The following is a 15680-nucleotide window of genomic DNA, read 5'->3' as shown; positions in this document are numbered from 1 at the left end:
GGCTTCCGTACTCCAGGAGCAAGTGGTGACTCGCACAGGTGCACTCATAGACCCAGCCGCGGGGGCGCACCAGAGCCACTCCATACGGAGCCGACACGCCAGTGTACGCCGAACGCTTGCAGAACGCGAAACCGGAGATTATTACCCCGTTCGCACCAGCTGTGAAACCCGTGGGGGGCGGCGAGAATTCCCGTCGCGTTCGGCGTGCGGACAACCTGGGGCCCGGCGGGGGGCGGAGGGCACGACGGGCAGGGCTGTGAGCGGCACGCCGATGGGCGGGCCGATGGGCGGGCCGATGCGCGGAGCGAAGGGCACCTTACAGTGCCGCTGACCTGCTACAGCGCGGCGGCCATGTCGGTGGTCGCGGTGGTCACGGTGGTCGCAGCAGTCGCAGCGGTCGCGGCGGTCGCGGCGGTCGCGGCAGTCGTGTCGGCCGTTCGTGACAGTCGTGCAAGTCGCGCAGGTCGCGCCGGTCGCGCAGATCGTGCCAGTCGCAGCGGTCGCGGCGGTGGTCGCAGCGGTCGTGGCAGTCGTACCGGCTGTTCGTGCCGGTCGTGCCGGTCGCAGTGGTCGTGCCGGTCGCGGTGGCGGCGGCTGTCGCGAGGCGCGGTTCAGTTGCGCTTGTTGTTGATGTTGTGGGCGACCATCAGCGCGCCGGTGATGCCGATCGGCCAGATCGGCCAGAAGTTGCCCCAGCTGCCGCCGCCGCTCAGGCCGGTGATCAGCCAGATCGTGGTGAGCAGGACCGACAGGCCGATCCAGGAGCCGAACGAGTCCCAGCCGCGGCCGCGGCGGGCGGCGCGCTGCTCCCAGCGCTGCTGGTGGCGCTCGATGCGGTCCTGGTGGCGGGCCAGGTGGTGGCGGTGCTTGTCCTGGTGGCGGGCCAGGTGGTCGTTGATCCGATCCTGGATGGCCTGGTTGTCGATGTTGATCTGCATCCGTCCGGCCCCGTCCCGCCGGATCTCGACCGGGCGCCCGGGGGCGGTGCGCTGCTGGGCCTGCTGGAGGTTCAGCTGCGCCAGGTCGATCGGCAGGTCGCGGGTGAGGACGCGCAGTTCGCCGTAGGTCTTGGCGGAATAGGCCTGGACCATCCGCTCCTCGAACTCGTCCAGCGTCAGGCGGCCGGCGGCGTGGTGCTCGCGCAACTGCTCCACCAGGCGTTCGCGGTCGGCGTCGCCGGCGCGCATCTCGGGTTCGAAGGCGGCCCCACCCTGCGTCATCTGCGTGACTCCCCAACTGACTCGCGACATATCTCGACTGTACCTCAGGTCCGTCCCCCAAGGATCCCCCCGGAGAGGGAGGTGCGGCTACTCCCGGCGGAGCATGATCTGACTCGTGCACTTTCCGGGGGCGCCCCAGATTCGCGAATTCCGGCCGCGCCGGCCCCGGCAGGCCGATGTGCTGGTCACGTTGATCATCATGGGTCTGAACACCGGCGGGTACCTGTTGCCGGGGGTGATGCCGTTCGGGCCGTGGCGGTACGCGATGGAGACCGCGACGATCGTGCCGCTGCTGTGGCGGGAGACGTACCCGGTGCTGGACGCCCTGGTGGTCGGGGGGATGACGCTGCTGGTGACGTCGGTCGTGCACCCTGCTCAACCGTTCCCGTACGCGGTGCTGGTCTCCCAGTTCACGATCGGGTCGGCGCTGCGCGGGCGGGCGCGCGTGCTGATGATCGGCTTGTTCACGGTCGGGAACGTGATCGCCGAGCTGCTGCACCACCAGCAGGGCAATCCCGAGGACTTCTTCGTCACCTTCACGCTCAGCCTGACCTCCGTGTTCCTGGGGCTGCTCACCCAGTCCGAGCGGGACTCCGCCGAGGCGCTGGCCGAGCGGGCCGCGCAGGCCGAGCGGGCCCGGATCGCGCGGGACATGCACGACGTGGTGGGGCACGCGGTGGCGTTGATGGTGGTGCAGGCCGAGGCGGGGCCGTTGCTGGTGCGGTCGCGGCCGGAGCGGGCCGAGGCGGCGTTCGAGGCGATCTCGGCGGCGGGACGCGACGCGATGACGCAGTTGCGGGCCATGGTGGGGGTGTTGCAGCAGGAGGCGGGGAACCGGCGCGATCCGCTGCCGACGCTGGCGGGGCTGGAGGATCTGGTCCGGCAGGTGCGCCGGGCCGGGCTGCGGGTGGAGCTGGCGGCCGACGGTGTGCCGGCGCCGCTGTCGCCGGGGGCCGAGGCGGCGGCGTTCCGGGTGGTGCAGGAGGCGTTGACCAACACTCTGAAACACGCGCGGGCTTCGCGGGCCGAGGTGCGGCTGGCGTGGTCGGTGGACGCGTTGGAGATCACGGTGGCCGACGACGGGAGAGGCGCGGTGCACGGCACCGACGGTGGGCACGGGCTGAACGGGCTCAGGGAGCGGCTGGTTCCGGTCGGTGGCTGCCTCAGCTGGGATGCGCGCCCCGCGGCGGGCGGGTTTGCGCTCATGGCGCGGATACCGTCCGAGCGTTGATCGGGGCCCACCGGTCCTCCCTGATCCGGACATCGCCGACGGCGGCCGCCGGGGCCTGGTAGAAAGCGTTCGTGGCGATACGCGTGGTGGTGGCGGACGACCAGGAACTGGTGCGCAGCGGCTTCGCGATGATCCTCGACGCGCAGCCCGATATCGAGGTGGTCGGTGAGGCGGGGAACGGTGCCGAGGCGGTGGAGTTGGCGCGCGTCCTGGCGCCGGACGTGTTGCTGCTCGATGTGCGGATGCCGGTGATGGACGGGATCGAGGCGGCGCGGTTGGTCAGTGCCGAGAGTGGGGTCGGGGGTGGGATCGAGGGTGGGGTCCGGATCCTTATGCTCACCACGTTCGATCTGGATGAGTACGTCTACGACGCGCTCTATGCCGGTGCTTCGGGGTTCCTGCTCAAGGATGTGCGCCGTGACGATCTGGTGCACGCGGTCCGGGTGGTGGCTGCTGGGGAGGCTTTGCTGGCGCCGTCGGTGACTCGGCGGCTGATCGCTGATATCGCGGCGCGGCGGCCGGCGCGGGGTGGGGGTGGAGGCGGCAGTGGCGGGGGTGGTCGCGGTGGCGGTGGTAGCGGCGGCGGCAGCGGCGGATCAGCGGTGGCGTCGTCGGAGCGGCTGGCTGCGCTCACGCCTCGGGAGCGCGAGACGCTGGTGCTGATCGCGCAGGGCGCCTCTAATGCGGAGATCTCTGCGGCGTTGTTCGTCTCGGAGCACACGGTGAAGACCCATGTCAGCAATGTCCTGATGAAGCTGGGGCTGCGAGACCGGGTGCACGCGGTGATCTTCGCGTATGAGAGCGGGCTGGTGACTCCCTCCTGGGAGGGATGAGTCCCTCGTTCGAATGAGGGGGGTCGCACCCCCGTCGGAGGGATCTCAGGGTGCGTGGTCGTGGCGCACCGTGGGTGGCATGTTGAAACATGCTGTGGAACTCGCCATTCGACGCCCGCGGACCGTCGTCGCGGTCTGGCTCGTGGTGTTCGCGGTCGGCCTCGGCCTGGGCGGTGCGGTCTTCGGCAAACTCGGGGGGCTCGGCGCGGCGGTGCCGGGAAGTGAGTCCCGGGTGACCGCGGACCGGATCGACAAGCTCGATCCGGGGAGGGACACCATCGACGCGATGGTGACCGCCGTCCCCGGTCCGGCTGGGGGCACGACCGGAGCCGCGGGCGGCCGCGTGATCGTGGACGATGCCGGGCTGAAGGCCCGGGTCGCCGCCGCGGTCGCCGAGATCAGGACCATTCCCGGGGTGGCCGAGGTCCCGGATCCGTATCGGACACCGGGAATGACCGGGGACGGCCGGGTCGTCGCGGTCACCGTGACCTTCGTCGGCGGGCTCGCCGACAAGGCTGAACACACTGCGCTGGACGCCGCCGAGGCGCGGCTGCGGGCGATCGGTACGACGGAGTTCCAGGTGCGGGTCAGCGGTGGGCCGCTGCTGGACCAGGCGCTGAACAACACTGCGCAGTCCGACGCGAGCAAGGCCGAGATGCTGTCGTTGCCGATCGTCCTGCTGTTGCTGGTGGTGGTGTTCGGCGGGCTGCTGGCGGCGGCGCTGCCGCTGTTGCTGGCGCTGTGCGGGGTGGCCGCGACGTTGCTGGTGCTCTACGCGTTCAGCTTCGTGACGGATCTGTCGGTGTACTCGGTGCAGATCACGACGATGCTCGGGCTCGGGCTCGGGGTCGACTACGCGCTGTTGATGGTGACTCGGTTCAAGCAGGAGCGGGCGATCCACGATGAGGTCGCGGACTGCGTGCGGGCCACGGGCGCGGCCGCTGGGCGGACGGTTCTGTTCTCCGGGCTGACGGTCGCTGTGAGTCTGGCCGGGATTGTGGTGTACCCGGCGCCGTTCTTGCGGAGTATGGGCCTGGCGTCGTGTGCGGTGGTCGCGGTCGACATGCTGGCGGCGGTGACGCTGCTTCCTGCGTTGCTGGTCAAGTACGGGCATCGGATCAAGCCGGCGAGTCAGCGGCGGTCAGAGGGGCGCTGGTTCGGGCGGGTCGCCGGTGGGGTGGTGCGGCGGCCGATGCCGGTGCTGCTGGTGGTCGGGGCGGCGCTGGTGACGGCGGCGTTGCCGGCGCGGGCGCTGTCTCTGACGCCTGGTGATGCGCGTGAGTTGCCGGCCAGTTCGGAGGCGCGGCAGGTCTACGAGCTGGGGTTGGCGCACTTTCCTGGGCACAGTAATGCCGACCCGATCGAGGTGCTTGTTGATGGGGGCGCCGCGCGGCCGGACTATCTGAAGCACCTGCGTGCGCTGCCGGGGGTCGTCGACTCGTCGCAGAAGGCGTATGCGGACGGCAGTGCGATTGTGACGTTGGTGCCGGCTGGGACGAACGACGGTGCGGTCGCTACTGGGTTGGTGAAGACCATCCGCGGTGAGCATGTGGATGAGAATGCGAATGCGAGCGCGAACGCGAACGCGAACGCGAACGCGAACGCGAATGAGGAGCAGGAGCGGGCGTCGGTTACTGGTGCCAGTGCGCACCTGGTCGACTTCCGGGAGATGTTGGTCGAGCGGCTGCCGTACGCGGTCGGGGTGGTGCTGGTGTCGGTGTTCGTGCTGCTGTTCTTGTTCACGGGGTCGGTGTTGATTCCGGTGAAGGCGGTGTTGACCAACTTGCTGAGCATCGGGGCGGCGCTCGGGGTGACGGTGTGGGTGTTTCAGCAGGGGCACTTTGCGGGGGTCTTCGGCCCGGGGATGCGGGGTGGGCTGGGGGCGTTGGATGTGACGGTGCCGCCGTTGATGATCGCGGTGGCGTTCGGGTTGTCGATGGACTACGAGATTTTCATCCTTGGGCGGATCCGCGAGGCGCGTCTGCATGGGGAGGATGCGCAGCAGGCGGTGGTGACCGGGGTGCGGCATACCGGGCGGGTGGTTACGTGTGCGGCGGCGCTGCTTGTGATTGTGTTCGCGTGTTTTATGACGGGTGGTTCCGCGCCGATTTTGGAGTTCGGGTTGGGGTTGACGTTGGCTGTGTTGATCGATGCGACTTTGGTTCGGATGCTTTTGGTGCCGGCGGTGCTGGCGTTGGTTGGGGAGGGGGGGTGGTGGGCTCCGGGGTGGTTGCGGGGGGTGCATCGGCGGTTTGGGGTTGGGGAGGGGGTTGGGGTTGATGGTGAGGGTGAAAGTGGGGTTGAGGGTGAAGGCGGGGTTGAGGGGATGGGGATTGAGGTGGTGGAGGGGGGTGTGGCGTCGGAGTCGGCGCGTACTGGTCTGTCTGGTTGGTGAAAGCCAGTCAAAAGCCGTGAAAAGCTAAAAGCAGGCGCCTCCGGCGGGGGCCTCGGATCCCTCGGAGAACTGGCGCCAGTCCATAGGGGGGTACATTCAGGGCCCTGCGCTGGCGGTTTGTGAGGTGGGGGTTCGTTCCCCTCGCTCACGTCGGCAGCCCTACGGGTACAGCACCGCCGCCCAGATATCAAGTCCATGCCGTCGCCTGTTGTTCTGGCGCTGCGGTTGCGCTTGCATGAACTTGACACCTGGTCGGCGGCACTGTAGGCAAAGCCCTGCCGACGTGACCGAGGAGAACGAACCAAAACCTCGGGAGAAGGCTTGAAGGATCCGGGGGGAGGGGTGGTCCGGTTCAGCTTGCGGCCGCCGGTGGGCAAGCCTTCGGCCGAACCTCACCTCAGCCCCCCTCCACCTTCCCCACCGCTCGAGCGACCACATCCTGCGTCAAGCCCGAATCAGTACCCCCGAGCCCCGTGTTGGCGACGTACAACAGTGTGCTGCCGATCCGGACCACCACGATGTCCACCTGGGCTGGGTAGCCGCCGATATCGGCTGACATCCGTGTAGCGCTGCTGCCGTCACCGGTCTCCGGGAAGGGGAGGGCTGCGACGCCGAAGTCGTAGCTGCTGCCGTCCTTGTCGGTCTCGGTGAGGGTGGTGCAGGTCTTCATCGCTGTGGAGATGGTGGTCAGGAGGGTCTCGGCGGTTTGTGTTGATGGGAAGCTGGCCAGGCCGGTGGCTACGTTGGGGCCGAGTTCGGATTTGGTGAAGGAGGTGTTGGTGGCGGCTGTGGCGGTGGGGGGTTTGCCGTCGCTGTTCATCAGGTCGACCAGGGGTTTGCAGTGGGGGTCGGTCGAGCTGATGGTGCCGTTGGTGTCGGTGGCGTCGGTGTCGACGGTGAAGCCGGTGGGCAGGTCGTTGACGGTGAGCAGACGGGTGTGGAGGTCGCTCTCGGTGAGGGTCGTGGGGGGTGCTGAGGTGCTTGGCTTCGGGGTGCGGGAGTCGGTGCTTCCGCAGGCGGAGGTGGTGCCGAGCGTCAGCGCGAACGCTGACGCCAGCGCGAACGATGCGGCACGGGGCATGTCACCATCGTCCGACGTCAGGAGGGCCGGCGCATAGCGGGACTGGCCGGGCGGTCACTCCTTGTGGGCATGGGGGGTCACTCTTCCGGAGCAGTGGTGACCACGATGCCGTCGGGGGTCAGGGCCACGGTGTGTTCCCAGTGCGCGGCGGCGGAGCCGTCTTTGGACACGACGGTCCAGTCGTCGGCGAGGACCCGGGTCTTGTTCTTGCCCAGGGTCAGCATCGGTTCGATGGCGATGGCCATGCCGGTGGTGAGGACTGTGTGCTCGCCGCGGACCGGGTAGTTGTAGACCATCGGCGTCATGTGCATCTGGGAGCCGATGCCGTGGCCGCCGTAGTCGCGGATGATGCCGTAGCGGCGCGGCTGGGAGCGGGTGTACTCGTCGATCGCGGTGGAGACGTCGTTGAGCGCGACGCCCTCCTTCACCGCGCGGATGCCGGCCCACATCGCCTGCTCGGTGACGCGGGAGAGCTCGGCCAGTTCCGGGGCGACCTCGCCGACGGGGACGGTGATCGCGGAGTCGGCGTGCCAGCCGCGGGTGTTCCAGCGGCCGGTCGCGACCTGGGTCGGGTCGGTGGGGATGATGGCGCCGCAGTCGATGGAGATCAGGTCGCCCTCGCGCAGGACGCGGGCGCCGGGGATGCCGTGGACGATCTCGTCGTTGACCGAGGCGCAGATCGAGCCGGGGAAGTCGCCGTAGCCCAGGAAGGAGGGCACGGCGCCGTGCGAGCGGATGGATTCCTCGGCGATCCGGTCCAGCTCACCGGTGGTGATGCCCGGCCGGACCGCCGAGCGCAACAGCGCCAGCGTGCGCGAGACGACCTTGCCGGCCTGTTTCATGGCCTCGAACTGCTCGGCGGTCTTCAGTTCGATCGTGCCGTCGTCGGCGCCGTGGGCGTGCATGGGTCGGAACTTCCTTCGGGACTGCTCGGGTGGGTGGTGCTCGGCCGGGTCAGCCGCGGGCCGCGTCCACGGCCGTGATGGCGCGCTCGGTGATGACCTGCACCTCGCCGGCCGCCTCGATGGTCGTGAGCACACCCTGCTCGCGGTAGTAGTCGATGATCGGCGCGGTCTCGGCCGCGTAGACCTCAAGACGCTTGCGGACGACGTCCTCCTTGTCGTCCGAGCGCTGGTACAGCTCGCCGCCGCAGACGTCGCACCGGTCGCCGGACTGCGAGGGGCTGTAGTCGACGTGGAAGATGTGCCCGGAGTCGTTGCGGCACAGCCGGCGGCCGGAGATCCGCTTGATCACCTCGTCGTTGTCGACCTCCAGGTCGAGCACGATGTCCAGGTAGGCCTTGCCGGCCCCGGGCTGCACCCCGTTGTCGGCCAGGATCTGGTCCAGCTCCTCGGCCTGGGCGACGTTGCGCGGGAACCCGTCGAGCAGGAACCCGCCGGCCGCGTCCGGCTGCGAGAGCCGGTCGCGGACGATGTCTATGGTGAGCTCGTCCGGGACCAGGTGGCCGGCGTCCAGGTACTCCTTGGCCTTCACGCCCAGCGGCGTGCCCTGGGAGATGTTCGCCCGGAAGATGTCCCCGGTGCTGATCTTCGGGACGTCCAGGTGCGAGGCGATGAACGAGGCCTGCGTGCCCTTGCCCGCGCCCGGCGGACCGACGAGAACGATACGCACTAGTTGAGGAACCCTTCGGCGTCGATGGGACGGACGGCCGAGCGCCGTCCGCGGTGGGTGAGGCGCGTCGACGCCGTTGTCGCAGCCGTCACCGCAGGAAGCCTTCGTAGTTGTGCTGCTGGAGCTGCGACTCGATCTGCTTCACGGTCTCCAGGCCCACGCCCACCATGATCAGGATAGTCGTGCCGCCGAACGGGAACTTGCCGCTGGCGTGCAGCTCGGCCAGCGCGATCATCGGGATGATGGCGATGATCGACAGGTACAGCGCGCCCGGCCAGGTGACCCGGGTGGACACGTACTGCAGGTACTCGGCGGTGGGCTTGCCGGCCCGGATGCCCGGGATGAAGCCGCCGTACTTCTTCATGTTGTCGGCGATCTCGTCCGGCACGAACGTGATCGAGACGTAGAAGAAGGCGAAGCCGAGGATCAGCAGGAAGTAGGTGATGGAGTAGGCCAGCGAGTACCCGTCGGTACTCATGCCGAACTCCTTGTTGACCCAGTGCGCCCAGCCCTTCTGGGCGTTCGGGTGCGTGAAGTTCGCGACCATCAGCGGCAGCTGGAGCAGCGAGGAGGCGAAGATGACCGGGATGACGCCGGCCTGGTTCACCTTCATCGGGATGTAGGTCGAGGACCCGCCGTACATCCGCCGGCCGACCATCCGCTTGGCGTACTGCACCGGGATCCGGCGCTGGCCCTGCTCGACGAACACCACGGCCCCGACCAGGATCATGCCCATCAGCAGCACGCCGAAGAACACCGGCCAGCCGTCCATGGTCTTGCCGGCCTGCTTGATCGCCCACAGCGACTGCGGGAAGTTGGCGGTGATCGAGGTGAAGATCAGCAGCGACATGCCGTTGCCGATGCCGCGGTCGGTGATCAGCTCGCCCAGCCACATGATCAGCGTGGTGCCGGCGGTCAGCGTCAGGACCATGACCGTCATGCCGGTCCAGTCGATCTTGCTGTAGATGACGTCCTTGCCGGCGCAGCCGTTGCCCAGCAGCGCACCCGGGTTGTTCTTCATCAGGGTGAGCATCGTGGTCGACTGCAGCACCGCCAGCCCGATGGTCAGGTACCGGGTGTACTGCGTGATCTTCGTCTGCCCGGCCTGGCCCTCCTTCTTCAGGGCCTCCAGGCGCGGGATCACCACGGTCAGCAGCTGCAGGATGATCGACGCGGTGATGTAGGGCATGATGCCCAGCGCGAAGATCGACAGCTGGAGCAGCGCGCCGCCGGAGAACAGGTTGATCAGGCCCAGGGCCTGGTTCCCGCTGTTCTGCGACTTGGTCAGGTTCAGACACGAGCTCAGCGTGTGGGTGTCCACGCCCGGAGCCGGAATGTGCGCGCCCAACCGGAACAGCGCCATGATGCCCAGCGTAAAGAGCAGCTTCTTGCGCAGGTCGGGCGTGCGGAACGCCCGAGCAAATGCGGTGAGCATGGTCCTCCTGCGCCTTACGCGACGAGAGTTAAAGGGTCCTGATTCCCACGGGCCGTAGGCTTCACGCTGGTGCGCGGCGCTTTCGGGCACGCGGGGTCAAGTCGGGGTGATGGCCGACCTGCGCCATCTTACGCATAGCAGGAAGCCTATGGCGACCCTCGGCCGGGGGGAGTTGTGGGCGGTGTACTGGGGGTGAGGGTGGAACCGGGCTCCGGGGTGCCCGGGCCCGGCGTCGCGGGGCCCGGAAAGGGTGCTGACGGTTGCCGGGCCGATGACACCGGACCGGCGCGCATCCGCCCGCCTCGCACCGCCGAGCGCACCCTCGGCGCACCCGCGCGCGGGCCGCGCGCACCCTCGCGCCCGCCCCCGCCCCGCGAAACGGCGAGGAGGGCGCCGCCCCGGGTCTCCCCGCAACGACGCCCTCCTCGTTCACTTCACCGCGTGGCGGTTCAGATCTCCTCGGCCGAGCCGCCGGCCGCGGCCAGCTTCTCCTTCGCCGACGCGGAGAACGCGTGCGCCTTGACCCGCAGCGCGACGTTCACCTCGCCGGTGCCGAGCACCTTGACCAGCTCGCTGTCGCGGACCGCGCCCTTGGCGATCAGGTCCTCGACCGTGACCTCGCCGCCGGCCGGGTACAGCGCCGACAGCTTGTCCAGGTTCACGACCTGGAACGTCACCTTGAACGGGTTCTTGAACCCGCGGGCCTTCGGCAGGCGCATGTGCAGCGGCATCTGGCCGCCCTCGAAGCGCGCCGAGACCTGGTAGCGGGCCTTCGTACCCTTGGTACCGCGACCCGCCGTCTTGCCCTTGGAGCCCTCGCCGCGACCCACGCGGGTCTTCGGCGTCTTGGCGCCCGGGGCCGGGCGGAGGTGGTGGACCTTCAGCGTCATGTCAGTCGACCTCCTCGACCTTGACCAGGTGGCGAACGGTGTGGACCATGCCGCGGAACTGCGGGAGGTCCTCCTTCACCACGGTGTCGTTGATCCGCTTCAGACCGAGCGACCGGAGGGTGTCCCGGTGGTTCTGCTTGGTCCCGATCTGCGAGCGGGTCTGCGTGATCTTCAAACGGGCCATGTCTCTCAGCTCCCCACACCGGCGCGGGCGCGCAGGAGGGCGGCCGGAGCCACGTCCTCCAGCGGGAGCCCGCGGCGCGCGGCGACTTCCTCCGGACGCACCAGGTCCTTCAGGGCCGCCACGGTCGCGTGGACGATGTTGATCGGGTTGTCCGAGCCGAGCGACTTGCTCAGCACGTCGTGGACGCCCGCGCACTCCAGCACGGCGCGCACCGGGCCGCCGGCGATGACGCCGGTACCGGGGGCGGCCGGCTTGAGCAGAACGACGCCGGCGGCGCGCTCGCCCGTCACCGGGTGCGGGATCGTGCCCTGGATGCGCGGGACCTTGAAGAAGTTCTTCTTGGCCTCCTCGACACCCTTGGCGATCGCGTCGCGGACTTCCTTCGCCTTGCCGTAGCCCACGCCCACGGTGCCCTCGCCGTCACCGACGATCACCAGGGCGGTGAAGCTGAAGCGACGGCCACCGCGCACGACCTTGGCCACCCGGTTGATGGTGACGACGCGCTCGATGTGCGCCGACTTCTCCACCGGGGCCTGGTCGCCGCGACGGTCGCGGCGCTCGCGGCGGTTGTTGCCGCCCTCGCCGCCGCCGCCCTGGTTCTGCCCACCGAAGCCGCCTCCGCGGCGCTGCGGACCCGCCATCAGAGGCTCCTTCCCTTCGAAACAGTGATGCTCACAGCTCCAGCCCCGCTTCCCGGGCGCCGTCGGCCACCGCGGCCACCCGGCCGTGGTACTTGTTGCCGCCGCGGTCGAAGACGACCGTGCCGACACCCTTGGCCTTGGCCCGCTCGGCGACGAGCTTGCCGACTTCCTTGGCCTTGGCCGTCTTGTCGCCGTCCGCGGTGCGCAGGCCGGCCTCCATGGTGGAGGCCGAGGCCAGCGTCACGCGGGTGACGTCGTCCACGACCTGCGCCACCATGTGGCGCGCGGAGCGGGTGACGACCAGGCGCGGCCGCAGCGCGGTGCCCGAGACCTTCTTGCGGACCCGCAGGTGGCGACGCTTGACAGCGTTGCGCTTCTTCGCCGGCCCCTTGCCGATCTTGACTGCGAAAGCCATTACTTCTTCCCAGCCTTTCCGGCCTTGCGGCGGATGACCTCGCCGGCGAACTTGATGCCCTTGCCCTTGTAGGGGTCGATCTTGCGCAGCTTCTTGATGTAGGCGCAGGTCTCGCCCACCAGCTGCTTGTCGATCCCGGACACGGAGAACTTGGTCGGGCTCTCGACGGCGAAGGTGATGCCGTCGGGGGCCGGGACCGGGACCGGGTGGCTGTAGCCGAGGGCGAACTCGAGGTCCTTGCCCTTGGCGGTCACGCGGTAACCGACACCGGAGATCTCCAGGTTCTTGGTGTAGCCCTGGGTGACGCCGATGATCATGTTGTTCACCAGGGTGCGCGACAGACCGTGGCGCTCCTTGGAGACCCGCTCGTCGTTCGGGCGGGCGACGACCAGGTTGCCGTCCTCACCCTTCGAGATCGAGATCGGGGTGACGACGGTGTGCTGCAGGGAGCCCTTGGGCCCCTTGACGGTCACGTCCTGGCCGTTGATGGTGACGTCGACGCCGGCGGGAACCGGGATCGGCAGCCGTCCAATACGAGACATTGCTCCTCCTCCTTCCCTTACCAGACGTAGGCGAGGACTTCGCCGCCGACGCCCTTGCGGGCGGCCTGGCGGTCGGTCAGCAGACCGGTCGAAGTCGAGATGATGGCGACGCCGAGTCCGCCGAGCACCCGCGGCAGGGCCGTGGACTTCGCGTAGACGCGCAGGCCCGGCTTCGAGATGCGCTTGATCCCGGCGATGGACCGCTCACGGTTCGGACCGAACTTCAGGTCGATGGTGAGCGTCTTGCCCACCTCCGCGTCCTCGACCTTCCAGGAGGCGATGTAGCCCTCCTGCTTGAGGATCTCGCAGATGTGGGTCTTGATCTTGCTCGACGGCATGGACACCACGTCGTGGTACGCCGAGTTGGCGTTCCGCAGCCGGGTGAGCATGTCCGCGATCGGGTCGGTCATGGTCATGGTTGGCCGTAGGCCTTCCTCGCCGTGGTATCCCTGCGCTGCTCACACTCTCCGATACGAGTGCACATGCGCAGGGACCTGCGGCGTGTAGTAGTTACCAGGAGCTCTTGGTGACGCCGGGCAGCTCGCCGGCGTGTGCCATCTCGCGCAGGCAAACCCGGCACAGGCCGAACTTGCGGTAGACCGAGTGCGGACGGCCGCACTTGGAGCAGCGGGTGTAGCCGCGCACCTTGAACTTCGGCTTCGCGAGCGCCTTGTTGATCAGGGCCTTCTTCGCCATATGCTCACGCCTCCTTGAACGGGAAACCGAGGAGACGCAGCAGGGCGCGACCCTCATCGTCGTTGCGAGCGGTCGTCACGACGGTGATGTCCATGCCGCGCACGCGGTCGATCTTGTCCTGGTCGATCTCGTGGAACATCGACTGCTCGTTCAGACCGAAGGTGTAGTTGCCCTTGCCGTCGAACTGCTTGGGCGACAGGCCGCGGAAGTCGCGGATACGGGGCAGCGCGATCGACACCAGCCGGTCGCAGAACTCCCACATCCGGTCGCCGCGCAGCGTGACGTGCGCGCCGATCGGCTGACCCTCGCGCAGCTTGAACTGCGCGATGGACTTGCGGGCCTTGGTCACGGTCGGCTTCTGGCCGGTGATCGCCGCGAGGTCGCGGACGGCACCGTCCATCAGCTTGCTGTCCCGGGCGGCGTCGCCGACGCCCATGTTGACCACGATCTTGGTCAGCGTGGGGATCAGCATGACGTTCTCGAACGCGAACTGCTCCTTGAGCGCCGCGGCGATCTCCGACCGGTAGCGCAGCTTCAGGCGCGGCGCGACGGTCTCGGTCTCAGTCACAGTCATCAGATGTCCTTACCGGTGCGCTTGGCGTAGCGGACGCTGCGCGTGACGGTCTTCTTCGTCCCGTCGGCGAGCGTGCGCTCCTCCTCCACGCGGCGGTAGCCCACCCGCGTGACGACCTTGGCGCCCTCGTGCTCGACGACCAGCATCACGTTGGAGACGTGGACCGGGGCCTCGACGGTGATGATGCCGCCGGTCTTGCTCCCGCGGACGGACTGGCCGACCTTGGTGTGCTTCTTGACCCGGTTGACGCCCTCGACCAGGACCTTCTGGGTGGTCGGGAAGGCCTGGATGACCTTGCCCTGCAGCCCCTTGTCCTTGCCGGTGACGACCTGGACCAGGTCGCCCTTCTTGATGTTCATGCCCGACATGTCTTACAGCACCTCCGGGGCGAGCGAGACGATGCGCATGTAGCGCTTCTCGCGCAGCTCGCGGCCCACCGGGCCGAAGATGCGGGTCCCGCGCGGGTCCCCGCCGTCCTTGATCAGGACGGCCGCGTTCTCGTCGAAGCGGATGTACGAGCCGTCCGGACGCCGGCGCTCCTTGACGGTGCGCACGATGACGGCCTTGACGACGTCGCCCTTCTTGACGCCCGCACCGGGCAGGGCGTCCTTCACGGTGGCGACGATGACGTCGCCGATTCCGGCGTAGCGGCGGCTGGAGCCACCGAGCACGCGGATGCAGAGGATTTCCTTCGCACCGGTGTTGTCGGCGACCCGGAGCCGCGACTCCTGCTGGATCACTTGTTATCTCCTTCGTCGTGCCGGTTCACCGGGGGCCGGCGGGCTGTGCTCGCTGGGAGCCCAGCCCCGCCGGCTTGTCCCGGTGCCTGGCCGAACGGACTGGTTACTTGGCCTTCTCGAGGATCTCGACCAGGCGCCAGCGCTTGGTCGCCGAGAGCGGCCGGGTCTCCATGAGCAGGACACGGTCGCCGATGCCGGCGGTGTTCTGCTCGTCGTGGGCCTTCAGCTTGGCCGTGCTGCGCACGACCTTGCCGTACTTGGCGTGCTTCTTGCGGTCCTCGACCTCGACGACGATGGTCTTGTCCATCTTGTCGCTGACCACGTAGCCCTCGCGCACCTTGCGGCGCCCGCGCTCCTCGGCGTTCGCCTCGGTGCTCACCGTCTGCTCGCTCACTTCGCCTCCTCTGTACTGCCGATGCCGAGCTCGCGCTCCGTCATCAGCGTGTAGATGCGAGCGATGTCCTTCTTCACGGCGCGCATCCGGCCGTGGTTCTCAAGCTGGCCGGTGGCCTGCTGGAAGCGGAGGTTGAACAGCTCCTCCTTGCTCTCACGGAGCTTCTCCAGCAGTTCGGCGTCGCCGAGCTCGCGCAGTTCGCGCGCGGTGATCCCGGTCGCCATCAGATGTCACCTGCCTCACGCTTGATGATCCGGCACTTGAGCGGGAGCTTGTGCGTGGCCCGGAGCAGGGCCTCGCGCGCGCGCTCCTCGTTCGGGTACGAGAGCTCGAAAAGCACTCGGCCGGGCTTGACGTTCGCGACCCACCATTCCGGCGAGCCCTTGCCCGAACCCATGCGGGTCTCGGCGGGCTTCTTGGTCAGCGGACGGTCCGGGTAGATGTTGATCCACACCTTGCCACCACGGCGGATGTGCCGGTTGATGGCGATACGGGCGGACTCGATCTGCCGGTTGGTCACGTACGCCGGGGTCAGCGCCTGGATGCCGTACTCGCCGAACGCCAGGTTGTTGCCGCCCTTGGAGGCGCCGTCACGACCGGGGTGGTGCTGCTTGCGGTGCTTGACCCGCCGCGGGATCAGCATGGGGTCACGCCTCCTTGGTCTCGGTCGCGGCCGGAGCCTCGGCCGCGGCCGGAGCCGCGGCCTGGGCCTGGGCCTGGCCGGCCTGCTGGCCGCCACCGGTGTCGCGGCGCGGGCCGCGGCCAGCGCCGCCGCCT

General features: G+C 68.6%; 21 protein-coding genes. 3 read left to right on the top strand and 18 right to left on the bottom strand.

Going from position 1 to position 15680, the window contains the following annotated elements:
- Positions 1-611: 611 nt before the first annotated feature.
- Positions 612-1250: a DUF1707 SHOCT-like domain-containing protein gene (locus tag ABD481_RS10100; RefSeq protein ID WP_344665308.1), complete on the bottom strand. Its 639-nt coding sequence runs from the start codon at positions 1248-1250 to the stop codon at positions 612-614.
- Between the two features lie 85 nt (positions 1251-1335).
- Here ABD481_RS10100 and ABD481_RS10095 point away from each other — a divergent pair, with 85 nt between their 5' ends.
- The 3 genes from ABD481_RS10095 (at position 1336) to ABD481_RS10085 (ending at position 5679) form a co-directional block, all read left to right on the top strand.
- Positions 1336-2451: a sensor histidine kinase gene (locus ABD481_RS10095; RefSeq protein ID WP_425559135.1), complete on the top strand. Its 1116-nt coding sequence runs from the start codon at positions 1336-1338 to the stop codon at positions 2449-2451.
- Positions 2452-2522: 71 nt separating this feature from the next.
- Positions 2523-3284, top strand: a complete 762-nt coding sequence (locus ABD481_RS10090) for a response regulator (protein ID WP_344665306.1) — start codon at positions 2523-2525, stop codon at positions 3282-3284.
- Positions 3285-3363: 79 nt separating this feature from the next.
- The gene (locus ABD481_RS10085; protein WP_344665305.1) at positions 3364-5679 is read left to right on the top strand and encodes an MMPL family transporter; all 2316 of its coding nucleotides are present in this window, start codon (positions 3364-3366) and stop codon (positions 5677-5679) included.
- Between the two features lie 397 nt (positions 5680-6076).
- Here the strand turns inward: ABD481_RS10085 and ABD481_RS10080 are convergent, their stop codons facing one another.
- The 17 genes from ABD481_RS10080 to rplP form a co-directional block, all read right to left on the bottom strand.
- Complete coding sequence (locus ABD481_RS10080) at positions 6077-6760, bottom strand: sensor domain-containing protein (protein ID WP_344665304.1); 684 nt, start codon at positions 6758-6760, stop codon at positions 6077-6079.
- Between the two features lie 77 nt (positions 6761-6837).
- The gene (gene map, locus ABD481_RS10075; protein ID WP_344665303.1) at positions 6838-7665 is read right to left on the bottom strand and encodes a type I methionyl aminopeptidase; all 828 of its coding nucleotides are present in this window, start codon (positions 7663-7665) and stop codon (positions 6838-6840) included.
- A 49-nt stretch (positions 7666-7714) separates the two neighbouring features.
- Positions 7715-8392, bottom strand: coding sequence for an adenylate kinase (locus ABD481_RS10070; protein WP_344665302.1), 678 nt, complete (start codon positions 8390-8392; stop codon positions 7715-7717).
- A gap of 88 nt (positions 8393-8480) precedes the next feature.
- Positions 8481-9827, bottom strand: a complete 1347-nt coding sequence (gene secY / locus ABD481_RS10065; RefSeq protein WP_344665301.1) for a preprotein translocase subunit SecY — start codon at positions 9825-9827, stop codon at positions 8481-8483.
- Positions 9828-10276: 449 nt separating this feature from the next.
- Positions 10277-10717 (bottom strand): 50S ribosomal protein L15, encoded by a 441-nt coding sequence (rplO, locus tag ABD481_RS10060; protein ID WP_344665300.1) that lies wholly within the window; start codon positions 10715-10717, stop codon positions 10277-10279.
- A 1-nt stretch (position 10718) separates the two neighbouring features.
- A complete protein-coding gene (rpmD, locus tag ABD481_RS10055; protein WP_344656624.1) occupies positions 10719-10901 on the bottom strand; it encodes a 50S ribosomal protein L30 in 183 nt (60 codons plus the stop codon).
- A gap of 5 nt (positions 10902-10906) precedes the next feature.
- Positions 10907-11542 (bottom strand): 30S ribosomal protein S5, encoded by a 636-nt coding sequence (gene rpsE, locus ABD481_RS10050; protein WP_344665299.1) that lies wholly within the window; start codon positions 11540-11542, stop codon positions 10907-10909.
- Between the two features lie 31 nt (positions 11543-11573).
- The gene (gene rplR, locus ABD481_RS10045) at positions 11574-11957 is read right to left on the bottom strand and encodes a 50S ribosomal protein L18 (RefSeq protein WP_344665298.1); all 384 of its coding nucleotides are present in this window, start codon (positions 11955-11957) and stop codon (positions 11574-11576) included.
- Positions 11957-12499, bottom strand: coding sequence for a 50S ribosomal protein L6 (gene rplF, locus ABD481_RS10040; protein WP_344665297.1), 543 nt, complete (start codon positions 12497-12499; stop codon positions 11957-11959). The genes rplR and rplF overlap by 1 nt, the downstream gene beginning before the upstream one ends.
- A gap of 17 nt (positions 12500-12516) precedes the next feature.
- Positions 12517-12915, bottom strand: coding sequence for a 30S ribosomal protein S8 (rpsH, locus tag ABD481_RS10035; RefSeq protein ID WP_344665296.1), 399 nt, complete (start codon positions 12913-12915; stop codon positions 12517-12519).
- A 94-nt stretch (positions 12916-13009) separates the two neighbouring features.
- Positions 13010-13195, bottom strand: coding sequence for a type Z 30S ribosomal protein S14 (locus tag ABD481_RS10030; protein WP_012785171.1), 186 nt, complete (start codon positions 13193-13195; stop codon positions 13010-13012).
- A gap of 4 nt (positions 13196-13199) precedes the next feature.
- Positions 13200-13769, bottom strand: a complete 570-nt coding sequence (gene rplE / locus ABD481_RS10025; protein WP_344665295.1) for a 50S ribosomal protein L5 — start codon at positions 13767-13769, stop codon at positions 13200-13202.
- Positions 13769-14128 (bottom strand): 50S ribosomal protein L24, encoded by a 360-nt coding sequence (rplX, locus tag ABD481_RS10020; protein ID WP_344665462.1) that lies wholly within the window; start codon positions 14126-14128, stop codon positions 13769-13771. The genes rplE and rplX overlap by 1 nt, the downstream gene beginning before the upstream one ends.
- A gap of 12 nt (positions 14129-14140) precedes the next feature.
- Positions 14141-14509 carry a 50S ribosomal protein L14 gene (rplN, locus tag ABD481_RS10015; protein ID WP_012785168.1) on the bottom strand — a complete coding sequence of 123 codons (369 nt, stop codon included), beginning with the start codon at positions 14507-14509 and terminating at the stop codon, positions 14141-14143.
- Between the two features lie 103 nt (positions 14510-14612).
- A complete protein-coding gene (gene rpsQ, locus ABD481_RS10010) occupies positions 14613-14903 on the bottom strand; it encodes a 30S ribosomal protein S17 (RefSeq protein ID WP_344665294.1) in 291 nt (96 codons plus the stop codon).
- Positions 14900-15127: a 50S ribosomal protein L29 gene (rpmC, locus tag ABD481_RS10005; RefSeq protein WP_344665293.1), complete on the bottom strand. Its 228-nt coding sequence runs from the start codon at positions 15125-15127 to the stop codon at positions 14900-14902. The genes rpsQ and rpmC overlap by 4 nt, the downstream gene beginning before the upstream one ends.
- The gene (gene rplP / locus ABD481_RS10000) at positions 15127-15546 is read right to left on the bottom strand and encodes a 50S ribosomal protein L16 (RefSeq protein WP_344665292.1); all 420 of its coding nucleotides are present in this window, start codon (positions 15544-15546) and stop codon (positions 15127-15129) included. Before rplP ends, rpmC begins: the two co-directional genes overlap by 1 nt.
- Between the last annotated feature and the right edge of the window lie 134 nt (positions 15547-15680).

The organism is Catenulispora yoronensis, assembly GCF_039531695.1.
In the GTDB taxonomy this organism is placed as follows: Bacteria; Actinomycetota; Actinomycetes; order Streptomycetales; family Catenulisporaceae; genus Catenulispora; species Catenulispora yoronensis.
The sequence above is the reverse complement of the archived record's forward strand: the minus strand, read 5'-3'. Positions and strand labels throughout refer to the sequence as shown.

Coding starts and splice junctions, on each gene's coding strand:
- ABD481_RS10100 (WP_344665308.1), bottom strand. CDS start 1,250: ATGTCGCGAGTCAGTTGGGGAGTCACGCAGATGACGCAGGGTGGGGCC.
- ABD481_RS10085 (WP_344665305.1), top strand. CDS start 3,364: ATGTTGAAACATGCTGTGGAACTCGCCATTCGACGCCCGCGGACCGTC.
- ABD481_RS10080 (WP_344665304.1), bottom strand. CDS start 6,760: ATGCCCCGTGCCGCATCGTTCGCGCTGGCGTCAGCGTTCGCGCTGACG.
- map (WP_344665303.1), bottom strand. CDS start 7,665: ATGCACGCCCACGGCGCCGACGACGGCACGATCGAACTGAAGACCGCC.
- secY (WP_344665301.1), bottom strand. CDS start 9,827: ATGCTCACCGCATTTGCTCGGGCGTTCCGCACGCCCGACCTGCGCAAG.
- rplO (WP_344665300.1), bottom strand. CDS start 10,717: ATGACGCTGAAGGTCCACCACCTCCGCCCGGCCCCGGGCGCCAAGACG.
- rpmD (WP_344656624.1), bottom strand. CDS start 10,901: ATGGCCCGTTTGAAGATCACGCAGACCCGCTCGCAGATCGGGACCAAG.
- rpsE (WP_344665299.1), bottom strand. CDS start 11,542: ATGGCGGGTCCGCAGCGCCGCGGAGGCGGCTTCGGTGGGCAGAACCAG.
- rplR (WP_344665298.1), bottom strand. CDS start 11,957: ATGGCTTTCGCAGTCAAGATCGGCAAGGGGCCGGCGAAGAAGCGCAAC.
- rplF (WP_344665297.1), bottom strand. CDS start 12,499: ATGTCTCGTATTGGACGGCTGCCGATCCCGGTTCCCGCCGGCGTCGAC.
- rpsH (WP_344665296.1), bottom strand. CDS start 12,915: ATGACCATGACCGACCCGATCGCGGACATGCTCACCCGGCTGCGGAAC.
- ABD481_RS10030 (WP_012785171.1), bottom strand. CDS start 13,195: ATGGCGAAGAAGGCCCTGATCAACAAGGCGCTCGCGAAGCCGAAGTTC.
- rplE (WP_344665295.1), bottom strand. CDS start 13,769: ATGACTGTGACTGAGACCGAGACCGTCGCGCCGCGCCTGAAGCTGCGC.
- rplX (WP_344665462.1), bottom strand. CDS start 14,128: ATGAACATCAAGAAGGGCGACCTGGTCCAGGTCGTCACCGGCAAGGAC.
- rpmC (WP_344665293.1), bottom strand. CDS start 15,127: ATGGCGACCGGGATCACCGCGCGCGAACTGCGCGAGCTCGGCGACGCC.
- rplP (WP_344665292.1), bottom strand. CDS start 15,546: ATGCTGATCCCGCGGCGGGTCAAGCACCGCAAGCAGCACCACCCCGGT.